Below are 15,157 nucleotides of genomic sequence, written 5' to 3'. Positions count from 1 at the left end.
GGATCGATCCCCTCACCGACGCCTGCGAGGTGAGCTGTCGGGTTCGGGCCGGTTGAGTTGCCCGGCCGCACTCCCGCTTGCGCGAAGTGCGGCTCCACCCCTAGCCGGTGCCAGCTCAACTGCTGGTTCCGGCACTTACCTTGGGTCCCCCGCTCCTGCCTGCGGCGCTTGACGCGACGACTGTTCCCGGGCAACCGCTGGCAGGATTCGGCGTTGCGACTGCCGGGGCTCGTGGTGACGAGCGGTCCTGACCGTAGGCAGGCGATCGACGGAATTTCAAAGACGATCAGGGCTTCTGAGACTCATCCCACACTTTCGCCAAAACGGACATCAGCCGCGAATCAGGGCGCCAACTACCGCTACTTTTCGCCCGTTTCGGTAGCGACTTCCAGGGCCTGACCGGCGGAGATGTGGTTCGGGTCGGAGCCGATGGCCTCCTTGTTCTCGGCGTAGAGCGCGCGCCATCCGCCGTCGACCTCAAGGGAGTCGGCGATGGAGGCGAGCGAGTCGCCCTCGCGGACGGTGTAGGCACCCGGTTCACGGGAGGCGTGACGGCCGGACACCGTGTCGCTCTGACCGTTTGTCACGGTTTCGTCCGCACTCTCGCCCCGATGGCGTCCGCCACTGGTGAGGGCACCGGTGTCGACGAGGCTCCAGGAGGCGGCACTCTGCTGGGAATTGTCCGAGTTGGGGACAGTGGGAGTGCCGGTGGGCGCACTGTCGCTTCCCTGCGGGTTTCCGGTGTCGGGAGCGACGGACTTGTCGGACTTGGGAGTGTTGGTACCACTGGAGCCGGAGTCCGCGCCGGAGTCCGCATCGGGGTCGGCGGCCTCGTCCTCGCCCTGGCCGTGGTTCGGCGTGCCGGCCGAACCGTCGGAGGAGTCGGAGCCGGCGTGGGAGTCGGAGGGGGAGCCGGGGTCGGCGGACGACGAGGAATCCGGCGAACCAGACGAGTGGGAATTGTCGGTCGATCCGGACGAGTCGCCCGAACCGTCGGTGTCACCGGAGCCGTCGACTCCCGTGTCGACGTCCACGGAGCCGGAGTTCGACGTCAGGCCGGACAGCAGGGCGCAGGTGGCCCAGGGGGTGGTGCCCCGGTCGGCGAGGATCTTCTCGGCGACCGCGATCTGCTGCGAACGGCTCGCCTGGTCGGCGCTCTCGGCGTACTGGCCGCCGCCGTAGGTGTCCCAGTCGTCCTGCGAGATCTGCAGGCCGCCGTAGTACCCGTTGCCGGGGTTCGCGCTCCAGGAGCCGCCGCTCTCGCATTCGGCCACCTTGTCCCACGTGGTGCCGTCGGCCGCGTTGGCGCTCGCGGCGCCGAACAGCGGGATGGCGATGGCGGAGCCGGTCACTCCGGCCGCGACGAGGAGAGCCGGAGCCTGACGGGGGCGACGGTGACGACCGTTCCCGGAGAGCATGCGGGAGCCTTTCGTGCGACAGCAGTACCGGCACGGCGGATGAAGCCTGTCGCCGCGCTGATGGGTGAACGTATCGGCAGACGATCACTTGTCACAAGTTAATGCCGCGCAGATCACGTGAAGATCACAGAGTTGAACGCCTGTCATGTTTACTGTTCACGGTCCGTCGGGTACGGGAGTGAACTCCACGGGCAGAGTGCGCAGGCCGCGCATGATGAGTCCGCCGCGCCAGCGCAGCTCCGCCGGATCCGCGCCGAGCCGCAGGTCGGGCAGGCGGGTGAGCAGGGTGGCGAGCGCGGCCTGCCCCTCCAGCCGGGCGAGCGGCGCGCCGAGGCAGTAGTGGATGCCGTGGCCGTAGCCGAGGTGCTGATTGTCACGGCGGGCGAGGTCCAGCACGTCCGGGTCGGCGAACCGCTCCGGGTCCCGGTCGGCGGCGGCGAGCACGACGAGCACCGGGTCGCCCGCCGCGATGTCCTGCCCGCCGATGGTGAGCGGCCGGGTGGCGAACCGCCAGGTCGCCAGCTCCACCGGCCCGTCGAACCGGAGCAGTTCCTCCACGCCGGTCTCCAGCAGGTCCCGCTCCCCCTTCGCCAGGGACTCCTGCAGCCGGTGGCGCTGCTCGGGGTGGGTGAGCAGGGCGTAGGTGCCGTTGCCGATGAGGTTGACGGTCGTCTCGAAGCCGGCGAACAGGAGGATGAAGGCCATGGCGGCGGCCTCGTTCTCGGTGAGGTGCTCGCCGTGGTCGGAGGCGCGGATGAGGGCGGAGATGAGGTCCTCGCCGGGCGCGGGTTCGGCGGGCAGCGCCTCGCGCTTCTTGTGGATCAGCTCGGCCAGGTAGCCGCGCATCTTCTTCACCGACCGGGCGACCCCGCCCCGGGGCCCTCCGCCGTGCCGGATCATCATGCCCGCCCAGTCCCGGAAGTCGTCCTGGTCCTCGCGGGGGACGCCGAGCATGTCGCAGATCGCGTAGATGGGCAGCGGGAAGGCGAACTCGTGGATGAGGTCGGCGGAACCCCGTTGCGCGAACTGGTCGATGAGGTGGTCGGTCAGCTCCTGCACGCGGGGCGCGAACTCGGCGACGCGACGGGGGGTGAACGCCTTGCTGACGAGTCTGCGCAGCCGGGTGTGGTCCGGCGGATCGATGTTGAGCAGATGCGTCATCAGCTCGGCCTTGCGCTCGCCCGGGATGCCGGTCTTGCCCCTGGCGTGCGCGGGCTCGTCGTGATGCGCCGGGTTCTTGCTCAGCCGCTGGTCGGCCAGGGCTTGCTTGGCATCGGCGTACCGGGTGACCAGCCAGGCCTCCACCCCGCTGGGCAACCGTGTCCGGCGCACGGGCGCGTGCTCGCGCAGCCAGGCGTAGGCGGGGTAGGGGTCGGCCGCGAACTCCCAGGTGAAGAGGTCGGGCGCGGAGTCCGGAACGGTCGAACGACGGGGCTGCTCGGTCACCCCCCGACGGTATCCGGCGCCACCCTGTGCGGCTTTGGCGGGCACGGCCGGAACCGGGGCCGGGGCGTGGGCCGGTGCCTGGGCCGGCCGGGCCGGGCGGGCGCGGCCGACGGCCGGGGCGGGCGGTGGGCGGGCGGGGCGGGCACGGGCGCGGTCGGCGGCCGGAGCCTCCGAGGGCGGGGGCTGCCGGGCGCGGTCGGCGGGCGGAGCCTCCGAGGGCGGGGGCTGCCGGGCGGAGCCTCCGAGGGCGGGGGCTGCCGGGCGCGGTCGGCGGCCTGGGCTTCCGGGAGCGGGGGGCGGGCGGGTTATGCCTCGTTCTGTTCCGGTGTCGTCCCCTCTGTCGTCCGTATGGCGTCCCGGTATACGCGTGCCGCTGCCCGCAGTGCCGCTTCCGGGTCGACGCCGGCCGCCTCGGCGCGGACGGCCAGGGCGAGCAGTTCGTAGCCGACGCCCTCCCCCTGCGGGAGCGGCACGTCCAGGCCGGCCGTGCGGGCACGGGAGGCGAGCTTGGCGGCGAGGGCGAGGCCGGGCTGGCCGAGGGGGACGCCCTGCGTGACCGAGGTGCGCCGCTTCTCCTCGGCCTTGGTGCGCAGCCAGTGCGCCTTGACGTCCTCCGGGGTCTCGGCCTTCTCGTCGCCGAACACGTGCGGGTGGCGGTGGATGAGCTTGGCGACGATGCCGCCGGCCACGTCGTCGATGGAGAACGGCGTGTCCGGGTCCTCCTCGGCGATGCGGGAGTGGAAGACGACCTGGAGGAGGACGTCGCCCAGCTCCTCGCGCAGTTCCTCGCGGTCACCGGCCTCGATCGCCTCGACCAGTTCGTACGCCTCCTCGATGCCGTACTTGGCCAGGCCCTGGTGGGTCTGCCGGGAGGACCACGGGCATTCGGCGCGGATGCGGTCCATGACCTGGACGAGGTCCAGGAGGCGGGCGCCAGGCAGGTCGTAGGAGGCGGGCAGCAGCTCCAGCTCCGGCATGGCGACCCGCCCGGAACCGGCCAGCCGGGCCAGGCCGTCGGTGAGGGCGGGCTCGCCCTCACCCGTCGCCACGACCACCACCGTCCGGCCGCCGGCGCAGGCGTCGACCAGTTCCTGCGCGGTGGGGGACGCCTCCTCGACCGCTGTCCCGGCCTCCCGCAGATACGGCAGCTGCGGGTGCGCGCCGTCCGCGCACAGCACGGCGTCGGCGGTGCGCAGGGCCTGCCAGGCGGGCCAGGACAGCAGGCCGGGGGCGACGCGGTGGCTGGTGGTGAGCAGGACGATGCGGCCGGGGGCGGCGGCTTCGGGACTGGATGCGTTCACGGTCCGAACGTAACCCACGCCGTGAGCGAGCGGATTCCTTTGTCCACAGGGCCGAGGGGTTCGTGTGATCGTATGGCCGGGCTAGGTCGTCACCGGCTGGTCGCCCGCTGTCGTGACCTCCCGCACCCACGGCGTCCTGGCGTCCACCCGGCTGCTCTTCTGCACGTCCCAGGAGCCGTAGCGCGGGTTGAGGTCCACGTCGAGTTCCTCGGAGGCCTTGGACAGGGCCTTCCAGAAGGCGGGCTGGGTGGTGTCGGTGCCGAGCTTGGCCGCGAGCTTCTGCGCCTCCAGCTGGAGGCGGAGGTTGTCGTCGAGGCGTGCCGGGGCGATGCCGTACTTCTGCAGCCAGGCCGTCTCCAGCCCTTTGGCGCCGCCGGCCTGCTGCTCCAGCTCCCCGCGCATCCCCTGGATCTCCTTGCGGGTCACCGAGATGCCCTCGTCCTGCGCGGCACGGTGCAGCACCCGGTCGAGGACCATGTTGTGCAGGGTGTCCCGCGTGAGGCTGCCGGTGGAGGCGACCACCTGCTGGTACTGGGACTCGTCCGGCACCGCGGCCCGCTGGGCCTTGCGGACCTCGTTGACCCGGCTCTCCAGCTGGGAGACGGTGATCCGCTGCCCTCCGACGACGGCCGCCGCGCCCGGATGCGCATCGTTTCCGCAGGCGGTGAGGACGGGTGCCGCGGCGGCGATCGCGGCGGTGAGGACGAGCGCGGTGCGACGGCGGCGGTGCAAGGAAACCTCCCGAGGAGATTGTGCGACGGTGCACAAAGTCTTGCGATGATCGATGGTAGGCAGTGGGCAGGCTGCGGCCAACCCATTCGACCAACGATTCGCGCGCGCTTCGGGCACCGCCGCGCCCCGCCGGAGGGCGATCCGGGTCAGCCGGTGATGGCCACCGGGGCGTCCCAGGCGTCACGGTCGACGGTGAGCGTGACGCCGCCGTGCGTCTCCTTGCTGTTGACCATGTACTGGTGAGCGCGGCTGTGGCCGGTGAACTGGGTGGAGCCCCACGGCCAGTCCGCGGTGGTGGTGTTCTGCTTGTCCCACAGCGCGTACCAGAGGTTGCCCGGCAGGTCCGTCTTGTCCTTGGCGGTGGCGACGGCCTTGGCGCTGGAGCTGCTGAAGCCGTAGTAGCCGGCCCGGTACGTCTTGGCGCGCAGTCCCTTGTCGAAGGCGCGTACATACGTCAGCACGGCGTCGTTGCACGCCTTGTTCGTGATGTCGTACGCCTCCATGTCCAGGTAGATCGGGCTGCCCGCCTTCATCCCCAGCGCGGACGCCTTGGCGACGGCGTCGGCGGCGTCCTTCGCCCCCAGGGAGGCGGCGGTGGAGGCGGTCAGCTTCTCCGGGCTGGAGCCGGACTGGCAGGGCGGCTGGGCGCCGACGTAGATCGGTACGAGCTTCCAGCCCAGGGAGCTGACCGACTTGACCCAGGAGGCGGTGAGGTTGGGCTGGGCGCAGCCGCGGTTCTTGCCGCCCACGTAGACGGCGGCCGCGCCGTAGAAGCCCGTGTGCCAGGCCTTCATCGCTGCCAGGGAGGGCGCGGTGCAGGTGTCGAACGCGCGGCCCGTGAACGTCTTCTGGGCGGGCCAGGTGGTGGCGGCCATGGAGGTCTGCGCGGCGATGCCGGCCCCGGCGAGGACGGACGCACCGGCCACCGCCCACGTGATGTATCTGCGCTTCTTCGACTGCCGATGCCCGGCCATGACCCCACCCCTGTTCGTGCACGGCGATCCACGCGCGTGCGTACCCGGCGAAACGAAGCGCAAGGTATCCGGCTCCGGTTCCGCCCTCGGAAAACGTAAGCCCCCGCAGTTCTCAAGAGTCTGCCGGGGAGCAGCAAAATCTAGCCGCGCACCTGCCCGAGCCACTGCAGGGTGCGGCGGATCTCCACGGCCATCGGGTGGCCTGGACCGTGCACCCGCTCCACGTCCATCACCAGCCGGGCCAGCGTGTCGTGCGCGGCCGACCGGTCGCCGAGGGCGAGCAGCAGGTGGCCGATGCGCCGGCGGACCTCGTGGGCGAGCTGCGGGTCGCCGGAGACGTACTGGTTCTCGTAGTACGGCAGCAGCGTGCGGTACTCGGCGAGCGCCGCCGCCGGCTCGCCGAGCTGCTCCAGGCACTGCGCGGCCTCGTAGCGGAAGCGCAGGGACTGCGGGTCGGCCTGGCCGGCCTCGGCGGCGCGTTCGTCGGCGAGGCGGCGCAGCTCGGGCAGTGCGCGCCGGTACTGGCCGTCGTCCATGAGCGTGGCGGCGTACTGCTTGCGCAGAGTGCGCACCACCGGGGAGTGCTCGCCGTGCTGTTCGGCTGCGGCGGGCAGGATCGTGCCGAGGATGTCGACGGCCTGGGTGATGCGGCCCTCCCCCAGCAGGCGCTTGACCTCGTCCACGGCCGCGGCGACATCGGGTCTGTCGGCGACCGGCGGCGCGGGCGCGACGGGGGCGGGCTGGGGCGCGGGAGTCCGGGCGCGGTCCGGCCAGGGGGCGTGGGGGCGCAGGAAGGGGCGCGTGGGGTCCAGGGGAGCCCCTGTGGGCATCCCGCGGGCGGGCAGGAGCAGTGCCAGGTCCTCGTAGACCTCCTGCGCGGACGCCGGCCGGTGCTGCGGGTCCTTGGCGAGCAGCCTCAGCACGAGGGTCTCGAGCGCCTCGGGGACCTCGGGACGGATACGGCGCACGGGCAGCGGCGGCTCGTACAGGTGCCGGTGCAGCACCCCGAGCGCCGTGGAACCCGCGAAGGGCACGTCCCCGCTGAGCAGTTCGTGCAGCAGCACGCCCAGCGCGTACAGGTCGGTGTACGGGCCGACCGCGCCGCCCATCGCCTGCTCGGGCGCCATGTAGGCGGGAGAGCCGATCGGTGAGCCGGTGTGGGTGAGGCGGGTGGTGTCGGTGTCGATGACCGAGGCCACGCCCAGGTCGAGGACGGTGACCGTGCCGTCCTGCTTCACCATCACGTTCCGCGGCTTGAGGTCGCGGTGGACGATCGGCACCGCGTGCACGGCGCTCAGCACCGCGCACAGCTGCGCGGCCACCGCGACCGCCCATTGCCACGGGTACGGGGTGTGTTCGGCGAGGTGGTCGGAGAGGTCGGCGCCGTCCACGTACTGCATGACGAGGAACAGCTCCTCGCCCTCGCTGCCCGCGTCGTGCACCGTGACCAGCCCCGGGTGGTCGACCTGCGCGGTCACCCGGCACTCGCGCACGAACCGGCGGCGCAGCTCGTCCGCCTCCTGGCCCGCCACCTTGTCGGGGCGCAGCAGCTTCACCGCCACACGCCGGTCCAGCCGCTGGTCGTAGGCCGTCCAGACCTGGCCCATGCCGCCCTGCCCGATGAGCGTGGACAGTTCGTACCGGTCGGCGACGACACGCCCTGTCGCCACGGTCACCTGCCGTCCTCGTGGTTGCCGTCCTGCCGGCGCAGGTAGTCGCTCAGCTCGTCGAGTTCGGCGCGGACCTGGTCGATGCGGGCGGGCGCGGGGCGCTGCGACGGCGGGGCCGGTACGGGGCTCTGCGGCGGACGTGCCTGAGGCACCGGTGTCTGGTGCATCGGCGGCTGAGGCACCGGTGTCTGGTGCAATGGCGGCTGCGGCACCGGCGTCTGGTGCATGGGCGGCTGGGGCAGGTACGGCTGGGGCGCGGGCTGGGTGACCGCGTACGGGGACGCCGCATGCGGATGGCCGTACGCGGTACCCGGCACGGTCTGCGCTCCGGGCGCGTGACCGGCGTACCGCTGCCGCTGGTCGACCAGCCGTATGTCCATGACCAGGAAGTACACACTGGCCACGGCACCCAGCAGCAGCACCACGGCGAGGGCGATGTCGCCCCGGTGGTCGCTCTCCTTCACGGAGCCGACCACCGCGAAGCACGTGATGGACAGCGGCAGGCTCACCCAGGCCGCCGTCCAGTCGAACCACCGGCCGCGCAGGAAGGCCACCCGGAACAGCGGCGCGCACGCGAGCAGTCCGCACGAGAGGAAGCCGACGGCGGCGAACAGCACGCGCAGGGTGATGACGGTACTCGCGCTGCGGGTGGGCGACGGCGCGCCGTTGCCGTACATGACTGCTCCTGGACCGGTGATGCCGATGGGGACGGACGTGCGAGCGATGGGTTCGGTGTCGGAGTTCGAGCGTATAGGCCGACACGGACAAGCGGTCACGGGTTGCACCGAACCGTTGTCGTACTGATCACTTCGCACGCCCGCCGGTCCGCCCTCAGTCCGGCGCCACCGTCCCGTCGGTGAGGCCGTCGTACATCCCGCGCACGAGCTGGTCCCCGAGCCGGCTCGCGTGGCGCAGCGCCCGCTCGAACTCGTCCAGTGCACGGAAGCGGGCGCCGTAGCGCCGCTGTTCCTCCAGCGGGAGCCGGGGCAGCTGCAGCCGGCGCACGTCCAGGCGGGTCGCGGTGGAGGCGTAGCTGCTGGCCTGGCGGTTGTTGGCGGTGCCGCGCAGGAACCCGGCGAGGAACCAGGGGTCGAGCGCCGTGCGATCGGTGCGCAGCAGCACCAGGTTGCGGCCCAGGGCGGCACCCCCCGTCGCGTCGTCGATCACCCGCGCCATCGAGCCACCGCCGAGCACCGGTACGACGACATCGCCCGGCTCGGTCAGTACGGCCTCCTCCCCGCTCTCGGGAAGCGTGCCGGAGGGTGCCGTGCCGGCGAGGACGTCGTGGTCGGTGAGAACGGGCACGCGCGCGTGGCCGCCGTTTCCGCCGGTGCGCATCACCAGCGCGCCCCCGCGCGCGAGTTCGCCGATGGTGGTGAGCGGCCAGCGAGCGGGCGGCGCCGGGTCGGCGGGGGGCGGCGTGAGGTCGGCGGTCAGGCGCAGGGTGGCGCCGAGGCGCTCGCGCACCGCCGTGAGCTGCTCCGCGCCGTCGGCCACCGCCGGCGGCAGATGGCGGGCGGGGGCCAGGTCCACGTCGTCGTCGAGGAGTTCGATGACGGGCACGGAACGGGCGAGCCCCGGCCGCTCCTCCAGCCGCCCCTCGCGCGCGAAGGCGCGCCAGGCGTCCAGGACGGCGTCCCGTACCGCCGCCCAGTCCGGGCCGCCGCGCCCCTCCCCGGCGAACCTCCCGGTGTCCACGAGCAGCACCTCGGGCGACGCCGGCGTCCGGTCGGGCCGGCGCAGCACCCACACGTGCAGCGGGATGTTGTACGGCGGTGCCGCCCCGACCGGCAGCGCGACCACGGCCCGGAGCGCGCCCCGGCGCAGCAGGTCGGCGCGGATACGGCGCCCGGAACGGCGGGAGGCCGCGGCCGGCGGCATGAGCAGCACGGCGGTGCCGCCGTCGGTCAGCCGGGCCAGCGCGTGCTGCACCCAGGCCAGCTCGGACTCGGTGCGCGCCGGGAAGCCGTACTCCCAGCGGGGGTCGTAGGCCAGTTCGTCATGGCCCCAGTTGCGCTCGTTGAACGGCGGGTGGCACAGGACCGCGTCCGCGCGCAGCTCCGGGTGGGCGTCGGCGCGCAGGGTGTCGCCCGCGGCGGCGCGCACGGCGGCCCGGGAGTGCAGCGCCAGCCGCAGTGCGGCGAGGGCGGCGAGGTCGGAGGCGCTGTCCTGGGCGTACAGCTCCTGGCCGGGGCGGGTGTCGACGGCGCGCAGCAGGGCGCCGGTGCCGCAGGCCGGGTCGAGGACGCTGCGGGCGGGGCCGGCGAGGTCGGCCATGAGACCGGCGAGTTCGGCCGGGGTGAGCGTGTACTGGCGGGGGTTGGCGTCCAGGTGCCGGCCCAGCAGGAATTCGAACGCCTGCCGCGCCCCCACCTCGGCGGCCAACTCGGCGGCGCCGCGCAGGAGGGGAGCGGAGGGGAGGAGCTGGGGGCCGGTGGGGGTGGGGACGGCCGGGGTGCTGGAGGGGGCCGGGCCGCCCGGAGCGCTGGGGGTGTCGTGGCCGGCGGGAGCGCTGTGCGCGGCGGGCGTGCTGTGAACAGCTGAGGGCGTGTTCACGGCGTGCGGTGCCGGTGGGGCGTTCACAGCGTCCGGTGCCGGTGACGGGTTCACGCCCGGGGCGGCGGGTGCCGCGTTCACAGCAGAGCCGGTCGGTGCGGTGTTCACACCCTGCGCGTCCCGGGAGGTGTTCACAGCCGCCGCCGCCGTGCCCGCGGGTCGGCCGCCGTGGACCGCGCGGCCGGGCGTGCCGCCGAAGCGCGGGGTCAGCACCTGCTCCAGGGCGCCGGGGAGCATCGCGGCCAGCCGCGTGTCGGAGCCGGCGCTCGCGTCGAGCCAGACGGTGGGGCGTTCATGGATCAGCAGCAGCACGCAGCCGGCGTGCACCAGGGCTGTCAGCGGGCCCTCGGGATGGCCGGCGAGCTGCTGCCAGACGCGTTCACGCAGCGGGACCTCGGCGAGTTTGCCCTGCTTGCGGAGCCACGCTTCGACCTCGGCGAGCGCGAAGGACGGACTGGTCTCGGTGCCGCCGACCGGCTTGGGGAAATCGGCGTGCCGGCGGCGCCAGTTGCTGACGGCGGCTCGGCCCACTCCGGCGAGCCGCGCGATACCGGCCGCGGTCACCTCTGTCGCGTTGTCCTGCACCGGCCCCGCTCCCCTCGTCCCGTGTGTGCATCGAGCATACCGGCGCACACGACATCCGGGGATTCACGACCGTGTACACACTCATCCCTGTGAACCGTGTTGACTCGGTTCACAGCCTCTGGTCTTATTGACCCAGCGAACGAGCGGCCACCGCAGGGGGCGGCCGCCGCTTTGGGGAGGGATTCGCCATGGGCATGAAGGCCAAGGTCGCGCTCGGTGCCGTCGTCGGGATCGTCGTCATCGGTGCCGTGTCCGCGAACGCCGGCAGCGACGACAAGGACAGCGGTTCCGGGGGGAGCGGCAAGGGCTCTTCGGCCTCCGCCGAGCACCGGTCCGGCGGCAAGAAGGACTCCGGGGGCGCCCAGGCCGCCGAGAAGAAGAAGGCCGCCATCGCCGGCGACGGCGAGTACCAGGTCGGCTCCGACGTGAAGCCGGGCACGTACCGCACGACCGGCAACACCGACGACATGTGCTACTGGGAGCGCGCCAAGGACGCCAAGGGCGAGATGGACTCGCTGCTGGCCAACGACAACGTCACCGGCACGAGTTACGTGACCATCAAGGCCACCGACAAGCTGTTCAAGTCCAGCGGATGCGAGGACTGGGAGGCCGTCGACCCGAAGGCGAAGGGCAAGCCCGCCTCCTCGATGGCCGGCGACGGCGGTATGTTCAAGGTCGGCACGGACATCGCCCCGGGCACGTACAGGTCCACCGGGAACGCCGACGACTCCTGCTACTGGGAGCGCACCAAGGACGCCGAACAGGGCCTGAACTCGATCATCGCCAACAACAACGTGACGGGCAGCGCCGTCGTCACCATCAGCCCGACGGACGCCTACTTCAAGACGACCGGCTGCGGCGACTGGAAGAAGGCCTGACCCCTCGGAACGCCGCCGGGGCGGGGCGCGACACCCCGGCCCGGCGGCGTGCGGCTCGCCGCACACACCCCCCGGCCCTGGACACCCCTGGCCGTATGCCTCCGGCCGTAGGCACCCTCCGGCCGTGCACATCCCCCGTTTCACCCATCGTTTGAAGGAACGTCATGCGTCTCTCGTCCCGTGCCGTCACGCTGCTCGCCGTCGCGGCACTCCCGCTGGCCCTGTCCGCCTGTTCCAGCGGTTCCTCCGACTCCTCCGCCGAGTCCGGCGCGAGCGCCGAGCCGGCCAAGGCGAAGGACCCCAACGCCGGTCTGCTCACCGGTACGCAGCTCAAGCAGGTGCTGGCGCCCGCGTCGGCCTTCCCGGCCGGGTTCACCCGTGAGGCCGACGGCGTCGCGGACAGCGGGGACCAGTTCCTCTCCCCGTCCGGCAGGAACACCGCGAAGCCGGACTGCACCAGGCTGGAGGGCACCTCCTGGATCCAGGTGACCGGGTACAAGGGAGGCGTGTCCTTCGCGCAGGACGACTTCGTGAACCACGACAAGACCGAGGAGGTGGCCGAGGAGATCGACGCGTTCCAGGGCACCACGGCGCAGACGGTCATGAAGGAGCTGCGGTCCGTCGCCACCGAGTGCGCCACCTTCACGGACACGGACGTGCACGCCAAGGTGAAGGTCACGGGCAAGTCCACGGACGGGCTCGGCGAGGAGGCGTACACGATGACGCTGACGAGCGGTGCCTGGGAGAACGGCACCACCCTGGTCGCGGCCCGCTCGGGCAGCACCGTGGTCACCGTGCTGTCCACGGCGGGCAACGACGACGGTGCCGCGACCGCGAAGAAGGTGACGGCCGAGGTCCTTCAGTCCCTGAAGGGCAGGTCGGCCGCGTGATCCCGCGGCGAGGCGGATCCGCCTGATCGCTGTGACCTGACGCCGGGCCGGGGCCGGCCTCGGGTCACAGCCGGTGGCGCATCCATACGTTGGGCTCGACGTAGACGGCGTAGCCGCGCTCCGGTTCGCAGCGGACCGGGACCAGGGCGCCGGGCACCTCGACGTCGCCGGCGGTGTCGAAGGGCAGCCCGGTCCAGCCGCGCCACTCCTCCAGCGACGCGCCCACGGTCATGGAGGCCGGGGCGATCGAGTCGATGGTGGCGCCGGCCCGGGCGTGGACGCGCAGCCACGGGTCCTCGGGCAGCCCGTCGGGGCGCACCCGGTGGGCGTACTCGGTGATCGGGGTGTGCGGTTCGCGGTGCTTGGCGTTGGGCCGGACGGGGGCGACGACCTCCCGGAAGCCGCGGGCGCGGGCGTTGTCCCGCATCGCCGAGAGCAGGAGGGCGGACAGGCCGTGGCCCTGGGCGTGCGGGGCGATGGTGACGGAGACGGCGCTCACCGTGTCCGGGCGGGTGCCGCGGCGCAGATCGGCGAAGGCCCACAGCAGGATCTGGTCCCAGCCGCGCGCGGGCAGGGTGCGCCGGCCGTCGAGGTCGAGGGCGAAGGGCACGCTGTAGGCGTGGGCGACGATGTCACCGTTGTCGTCCTCGGCGAACAGCGCGTATTCCGGCAGTTCCAGGGGGATGCGGCCGTAGTGGGCGTTGCCCACGGGGTCGTTGGTCACGAACTCGGGCCACGTGTCGGCCATCTCCCACAGCGCGGGCAGCCGGTCGGGCCGCTCGGCGATGCTGCTCACCTCGACGTTCATGCGGGTCACGGTAGGTGGCGCGCGCCGCTCATGGGTAGGTGTTTTCAGTGCGCCCGGAAGCGTTCCGGTGCCCTGGTCGGGTTGCCGCCCGAGGGGAGTTTCTGGTCCGGGCAGGTGGCGAGGACCTTTTTCATGGCGGTCTTCTCGGCGGTGGTGACCCACAGGCCGTACTTCTTCTTGACCGCCACCTGCGCGGCGACATAGGCGCAGCGGTAGCCCTTGCGGGGCGGGAGCCAGGTGGCCGCGTCGCCGTCTCCCTTGCCGCGGTTGGTGCTCGCGTCGACGGCGATGAGGTTGAGGGGGTCGTTGGCGAGGGCTATGCGCTTGCTGGGGTCCCAGTACTTGGCGCCCTTCTGCCAGGCGTCCGAGAGGGCGACGACATGGTCGATGTCGACCTGGCTGCGGCCGCGCCGGTAGGTGATGTCCTTGCCGGAGTACGGGTCCGGGTCGAGCAGGCCGTAGGAGACCTTGCAGGTGCCGCCGGTGAACCGCACCTCCCGCAGATCGCGCTGGAGGATGTCGTCGCGGGTGTCGCAGGAGTTGGAGTCGGTGTCCGCCCAGGCGGTCCCGAACCGGGCGCGGGAGTAACCGGTCTTGGGGGCACGGCCCTTGACGGTCAGTGAGCCGGCGGCGGTCAGGGCCGCGCCGCCGGTCCCGGTCTCCTCGGGTCCGGCGGCTGCGCCGGTCTGCTCGGACTTGCAGCCGGCCACGGCGACCAGTACGGCCACGGCGGTGACCGCCCCGCCCTTCAGACGCGTCACGCTGCGTCCCCCTCGCTCGCCCTGGTCCGCCCCCGGGTGCGGGCGGATCGTTCCGCCTCCACGGTAACCGCCCTTCGGCTCCCACCGAATGGGAGCCGAAGGGGTGATACAGGGGCAAGCGGGATACGACTCGGGTCACTTGACGCCGTGCACGGGAGCGCGGCCGGCGGGTGCGTGCGCCCGCTCACACCTTGCCGATGCCGAGGGTGGATTCCGCGGGCAGCAGTCCGGTGGACAGGACGGCGACCCAGTACGCGCCGAGCAGACCGGCGAGGCGGTCGGTGGCGGCCGGGCCGAGGGCCCGCCAGGGGGCGGCGGCGATGCGGTCGGTGTGCTCCTCCACGCTCCGGCGCAGGGCGTGGCCCGCCTCCGTGGCCGTACCGTCCGGCGCGAGCAGGCCCCGGGCGGACAGGCGGGCCGCGGCGGCCGACCACTGTCCGGGACTCCAGCCGCGGCCGGCGAAGCGCTCGATCGAGGCGGCGCCCACGGCGGCGAAGGAGACGAGCGATTCGACGGGGTCGAGGTCCGCGAGGAGCAGGGCGGCGAGATGGCCGTCACCGCGGTGTTCGCGCAGGATCGTGGCCGCGTGCCACAGCTGCAGATGCGGGGCCTCGGGCCAGGGCAGTTCGGCGTTGGCCGCGGCGAGCGGGCGGCCCGCCGTGCCGGCCGCCTCGGCCGCGCGCCGGGCGAGGGCGGCCGCCTCGGCCAGTTCGGGGCTGTCGACACCGTCGCCCAGGACGGCGCGGTACGCCCGGTCGATGCCCCGCAGGCGTGCGGCCAGCACCTGGTGCGGGCTCGCGACGGTCCAGGCGGGATCGATGTGCTCGGCGACCATGCGGGGCGCGAAGCTGTAGAAGGCGGAGGTCACCCGCCCGGATCCGGCGGCGCCCAGCGGCGCCGCCCGCAGCGGGAAGTAGCTCGGCCAGCGGTCGGCCGTGTCGTAGCCGAGCGCGGCCGACTCCTCGAAGACCTCGGGCGCGTAGTACAGCATCGCGTGCAGCGGCTCCAGCAGATGCCAGAGCCGGCGCACGCGGGCGGGCTCCACCGGCTCCCCGTCCGCCGCCTGCTCCGCCACGGTCTCGCCGACGTACTCGGACATGACGTGCCCCTCCCCCTCGGTCCGGCCCCGTGCGCGGCC

At 72.8% G+C, this 15,157-nt stretch carries 13 protein-coding genes and 1 riboswitch; of the genes, 2 read left to right on the top strand and 11 right to left on the bottom strand.

Annotation, left to right across the window (positions count from 1 at the left end; genetic code table 11):
• Positions 1 to 4 precede the first annotated feature (4 nt).
• Positions 5 to 177: riboswitch (cyclic di-AMP (ydaO/yuaA leader) on the bottom strand.
• A 182-nt stretch (positions 178 to 359) separates the two neighbouring features.
• From ACZ5CW_RS02300 to ACZ5CW_RS02265, 8 genes are all read right to left on the bottom strand, one after another.
• On the bottom strand, positions 360 to 1,418 hold the full coding sequence (locus tag ACZ5CW_RS02300) for a transglycosylase family protein (protein WP_468597583.1): 1,059 nt from the start codon (positions 1,416 to 1,418) through the stop codon (positions 360 to 362).
• Between the two features lie 156 nt (positions 1,419 to 1,574).
• Positions 1,575 to 2,864: a cytochrome P450 family protein gene (locus tag ACZ5CW_RS02295; RefSeq protein ID WP_468597581.1), complete on the bottom strand. Its 1,290-nt coding sequence runs from the start codon at positions 2,862 to 2,864 to the stop codon at positions 1,575 to 1,577.
• Positions 2,865 to 3,169: 305 nt separating this feature from the next.
• Positions 3,170 to 4,165, bottom strand: coding sequence for a nucleoside triphosphate pyrophosphohydrolase (locus ACZ5CW_RS02290; protein ID WP_468597579.1), 996 nt, complete (start codon positions 4,163 to 4,165; stop codon positions 3,170 to 3,172).
• Positions 4,166 to 4,246: 81 nt separating this feature from the next.
• Positions 4,247 to 4,897: a SurA N-terminal domain-containing protein gene (locus ACZ5CW_RS02285; RefSeq protein WP_468597578.1), complete on the bottom strand. Its 651-nt coding sequence runs from the start codon at positions 4,895 to 4,897 to the stop codon at positions 4,247 to 4,249.
• Positions 4,898 to 5,043: 146 nt separating this feature from the next.
• Positions 5,044 to 5,871 carry a glycoside hydrolase domain-containing protein gene (locus ACZ5CW_RS02280; RefSeq protein ID WP_468597576.1) on the bottom strand — a complete coding sequence of 276 codons (828 nt, stop codon included), beginning with the start codon at positions 5,869 to 5,871 and terminating at the stop codon, positions 5,044 to 5,046.
• Between the two features lie 140 nt (positions 5,872 to 6,011).
• Complete coding sequence (locus ACZ5CW_RS02275; protein ID WP_468597761.1) at positions 6,012 to 7,505, bottom strand: protein kinase domain-containing protein; 1,494 nt, start codon at positions 7,503 to 7,505, stop codon at positions 6,012 to 6,014.
• 38 nt (positions 7,506 to 7,543) lie between these two features.
• Positions 7,544 to 8,218 (bottom strand): hypothetical protein, encoded by a 675-nt coding sequence (locus ACZ5CW_RS02270; RefSeq protein WP_468597575.1) that lies wholly within the window; start codon positions 8,216 to 8,218, stop codon positions 7,544 to 7,546.
• 154 nt (positions 8,219 to 8,372) lie between these two features.
• Complete coding sequence (locus ACZ5CW_RS02265; RefSeq protein WP_468597574.1) at positions 8,373 to 10,682, bottom strand: N-6 DNA methylase; 2,310 nt, start codon at positions 10,680 to 10,682, stop codon at positions 8,373 to 8,375.
• Between the two features lie 188 nt (positions 10,683 to 10,870).
• Between ACZ5CW_RS02265 and ACZ5CW_RS02260 the strand changes: the two genes are divergently transcribed.
• Both ACZ5CW_RS02260 and ACZ5CW_RS02255 read left to right on the top strand, forming a co-directional pair.
• The gene (locus ACZ5CW_RS02260) at positions 10,871 to 11,560 is read left to right on the top strand and encodes a hypothetical protein (RefSeq protein WP_468597572.1); all 690 of its coding nucleotides are present in this window, start codon (positions 10,871 to 10,873) and stop codon (positions 11,558 to 11,560) included.
• 164 nt (positions 11,561 to 11,724) lie between these two features.
• The gene (locus ACZ5CW_RS02255; protein ID WP_468597571.1) at positions 11,725 to 12,450 is read left to right on the top strand and encodes a hypothetical protein; all 726 of its coding nucleotides are present in this window, start codon (positions 11,725 to 11,727) and stop codon (positions 12,448 to 12,450) included.
• A 64-nt stretch (positions 12,451 to 12,514) separates the two neighbouring features.
• Here the strand turns inward: ACZ5CW_RS02255 and ACZ5CW_RS02250 are convergent, their stop codons facing one another.
• The 3 genes from ACZ5CW_RS02250 to ACZ5CW_RS02240 form a co-directional block, all read right to left on the bottom strand.
• Complete coding sequence (locus tag ACZ5CW_RS02250) at positions 12,515 to 13,258, bottom strand: GNAT family N-acetyltransferase (protein WP_468597569.1); 744 nt, start codon at positions 13,256 to 13,258, stop codon at positions 12,515 to 12,517.
• A 44-nt stretch (positions 13,259 to 13,302) separates the two neighbouring features.
• Positions 13,303 to 14,019, bottom strand: coding sequence for an HNH endonuclease family protein (locus ACZ5CW_RS02245; RefSeq protein ID WP_468597567.1), 717 nt, complete (start codon positions 14,017 to 14,019; stop codon positions 13,303 to 13,305).
• Positions 14,020 to 14,203: 184 nt separating this feature from the next.
• Positions 14,204 to 15,118: an SCO6745 family protein gene (locus ACZ5CW_RS02240; RefSeq protein WP_468597566.1), complete on the bottom strand. Its 915-nt coding sequence runs from the start codon at positions 15,116 to 15,118 to the stop codon at positions 14,204 to 14,206.
• Positions 15,119 to 15,157 lie beyond the last annotated feature (39 nt).

Source organism: Streptomyces sp. NPDC031379 (assembly GCF_055569615.1).
The sequence above is the reverse complement of the archived record's forward strand: the minus strand, read 5'-3'. Positions and strand labels throughout refer to the sequence as shown.

Excerpts from the sequence above, each read along its gene's own strand:
- ACZ5CW_RS02300 (WP_468597583.1), bottom strand. The coding sequence starts at position 1,418 with ATGCTCTCCGGGAACGGTCGTCACCGTCGCCCCCGTCAGGCTCCGGCT.
- ACZ5CW_RS02280 (WP_468597576.1), bottom strand. The coding sequence starts at position 5,871 with ATGGCCGGGCATCGGCAGTCGAAGAAGCGCAGATACATCACGTGGGCG.
- ACZ5CW_RS02270 (WP_468597575.1), bottom strand. The coding sequence starts at position 8,218 with ATGTACGGCAACGGCGCGCCGTCGCCCACCCGCAGCGCGAGTACCGTC.
- ACZ5CW_RS02260 (WP_468597572.1), top strand. The coding sequence starts at position 10,871 with ATGGGCATGAAGGCCAAGGTCGCGCTCGGTGCCGTCGTCGGGATCGTC.
- ACZ5CW_RS02255 (WP_468597571.1), top strand. The coding sequence starts at position 11,725 with ATGCGTCTCTCGTCCCGTGCCGTCACGCTGCTCGCCGTCGCGGCACTC.
- ACZ5CW_RS02250 (WP_468597569.1), bottom strand. The coding sequence starts at position 13,258 with ATGAACGTCGAGGTGAGCAGCATCGCCGAGCGGCCCGACCGGCTGCCC.
- ACZ5CW_RS02240 (WP_468597566.1), bottom strand. The coding sequence starts at position 15,118 with ATGTCCGAGTACGTCGGCGAGACCGTGGCGGAGCAGGCGGCGGACGGG.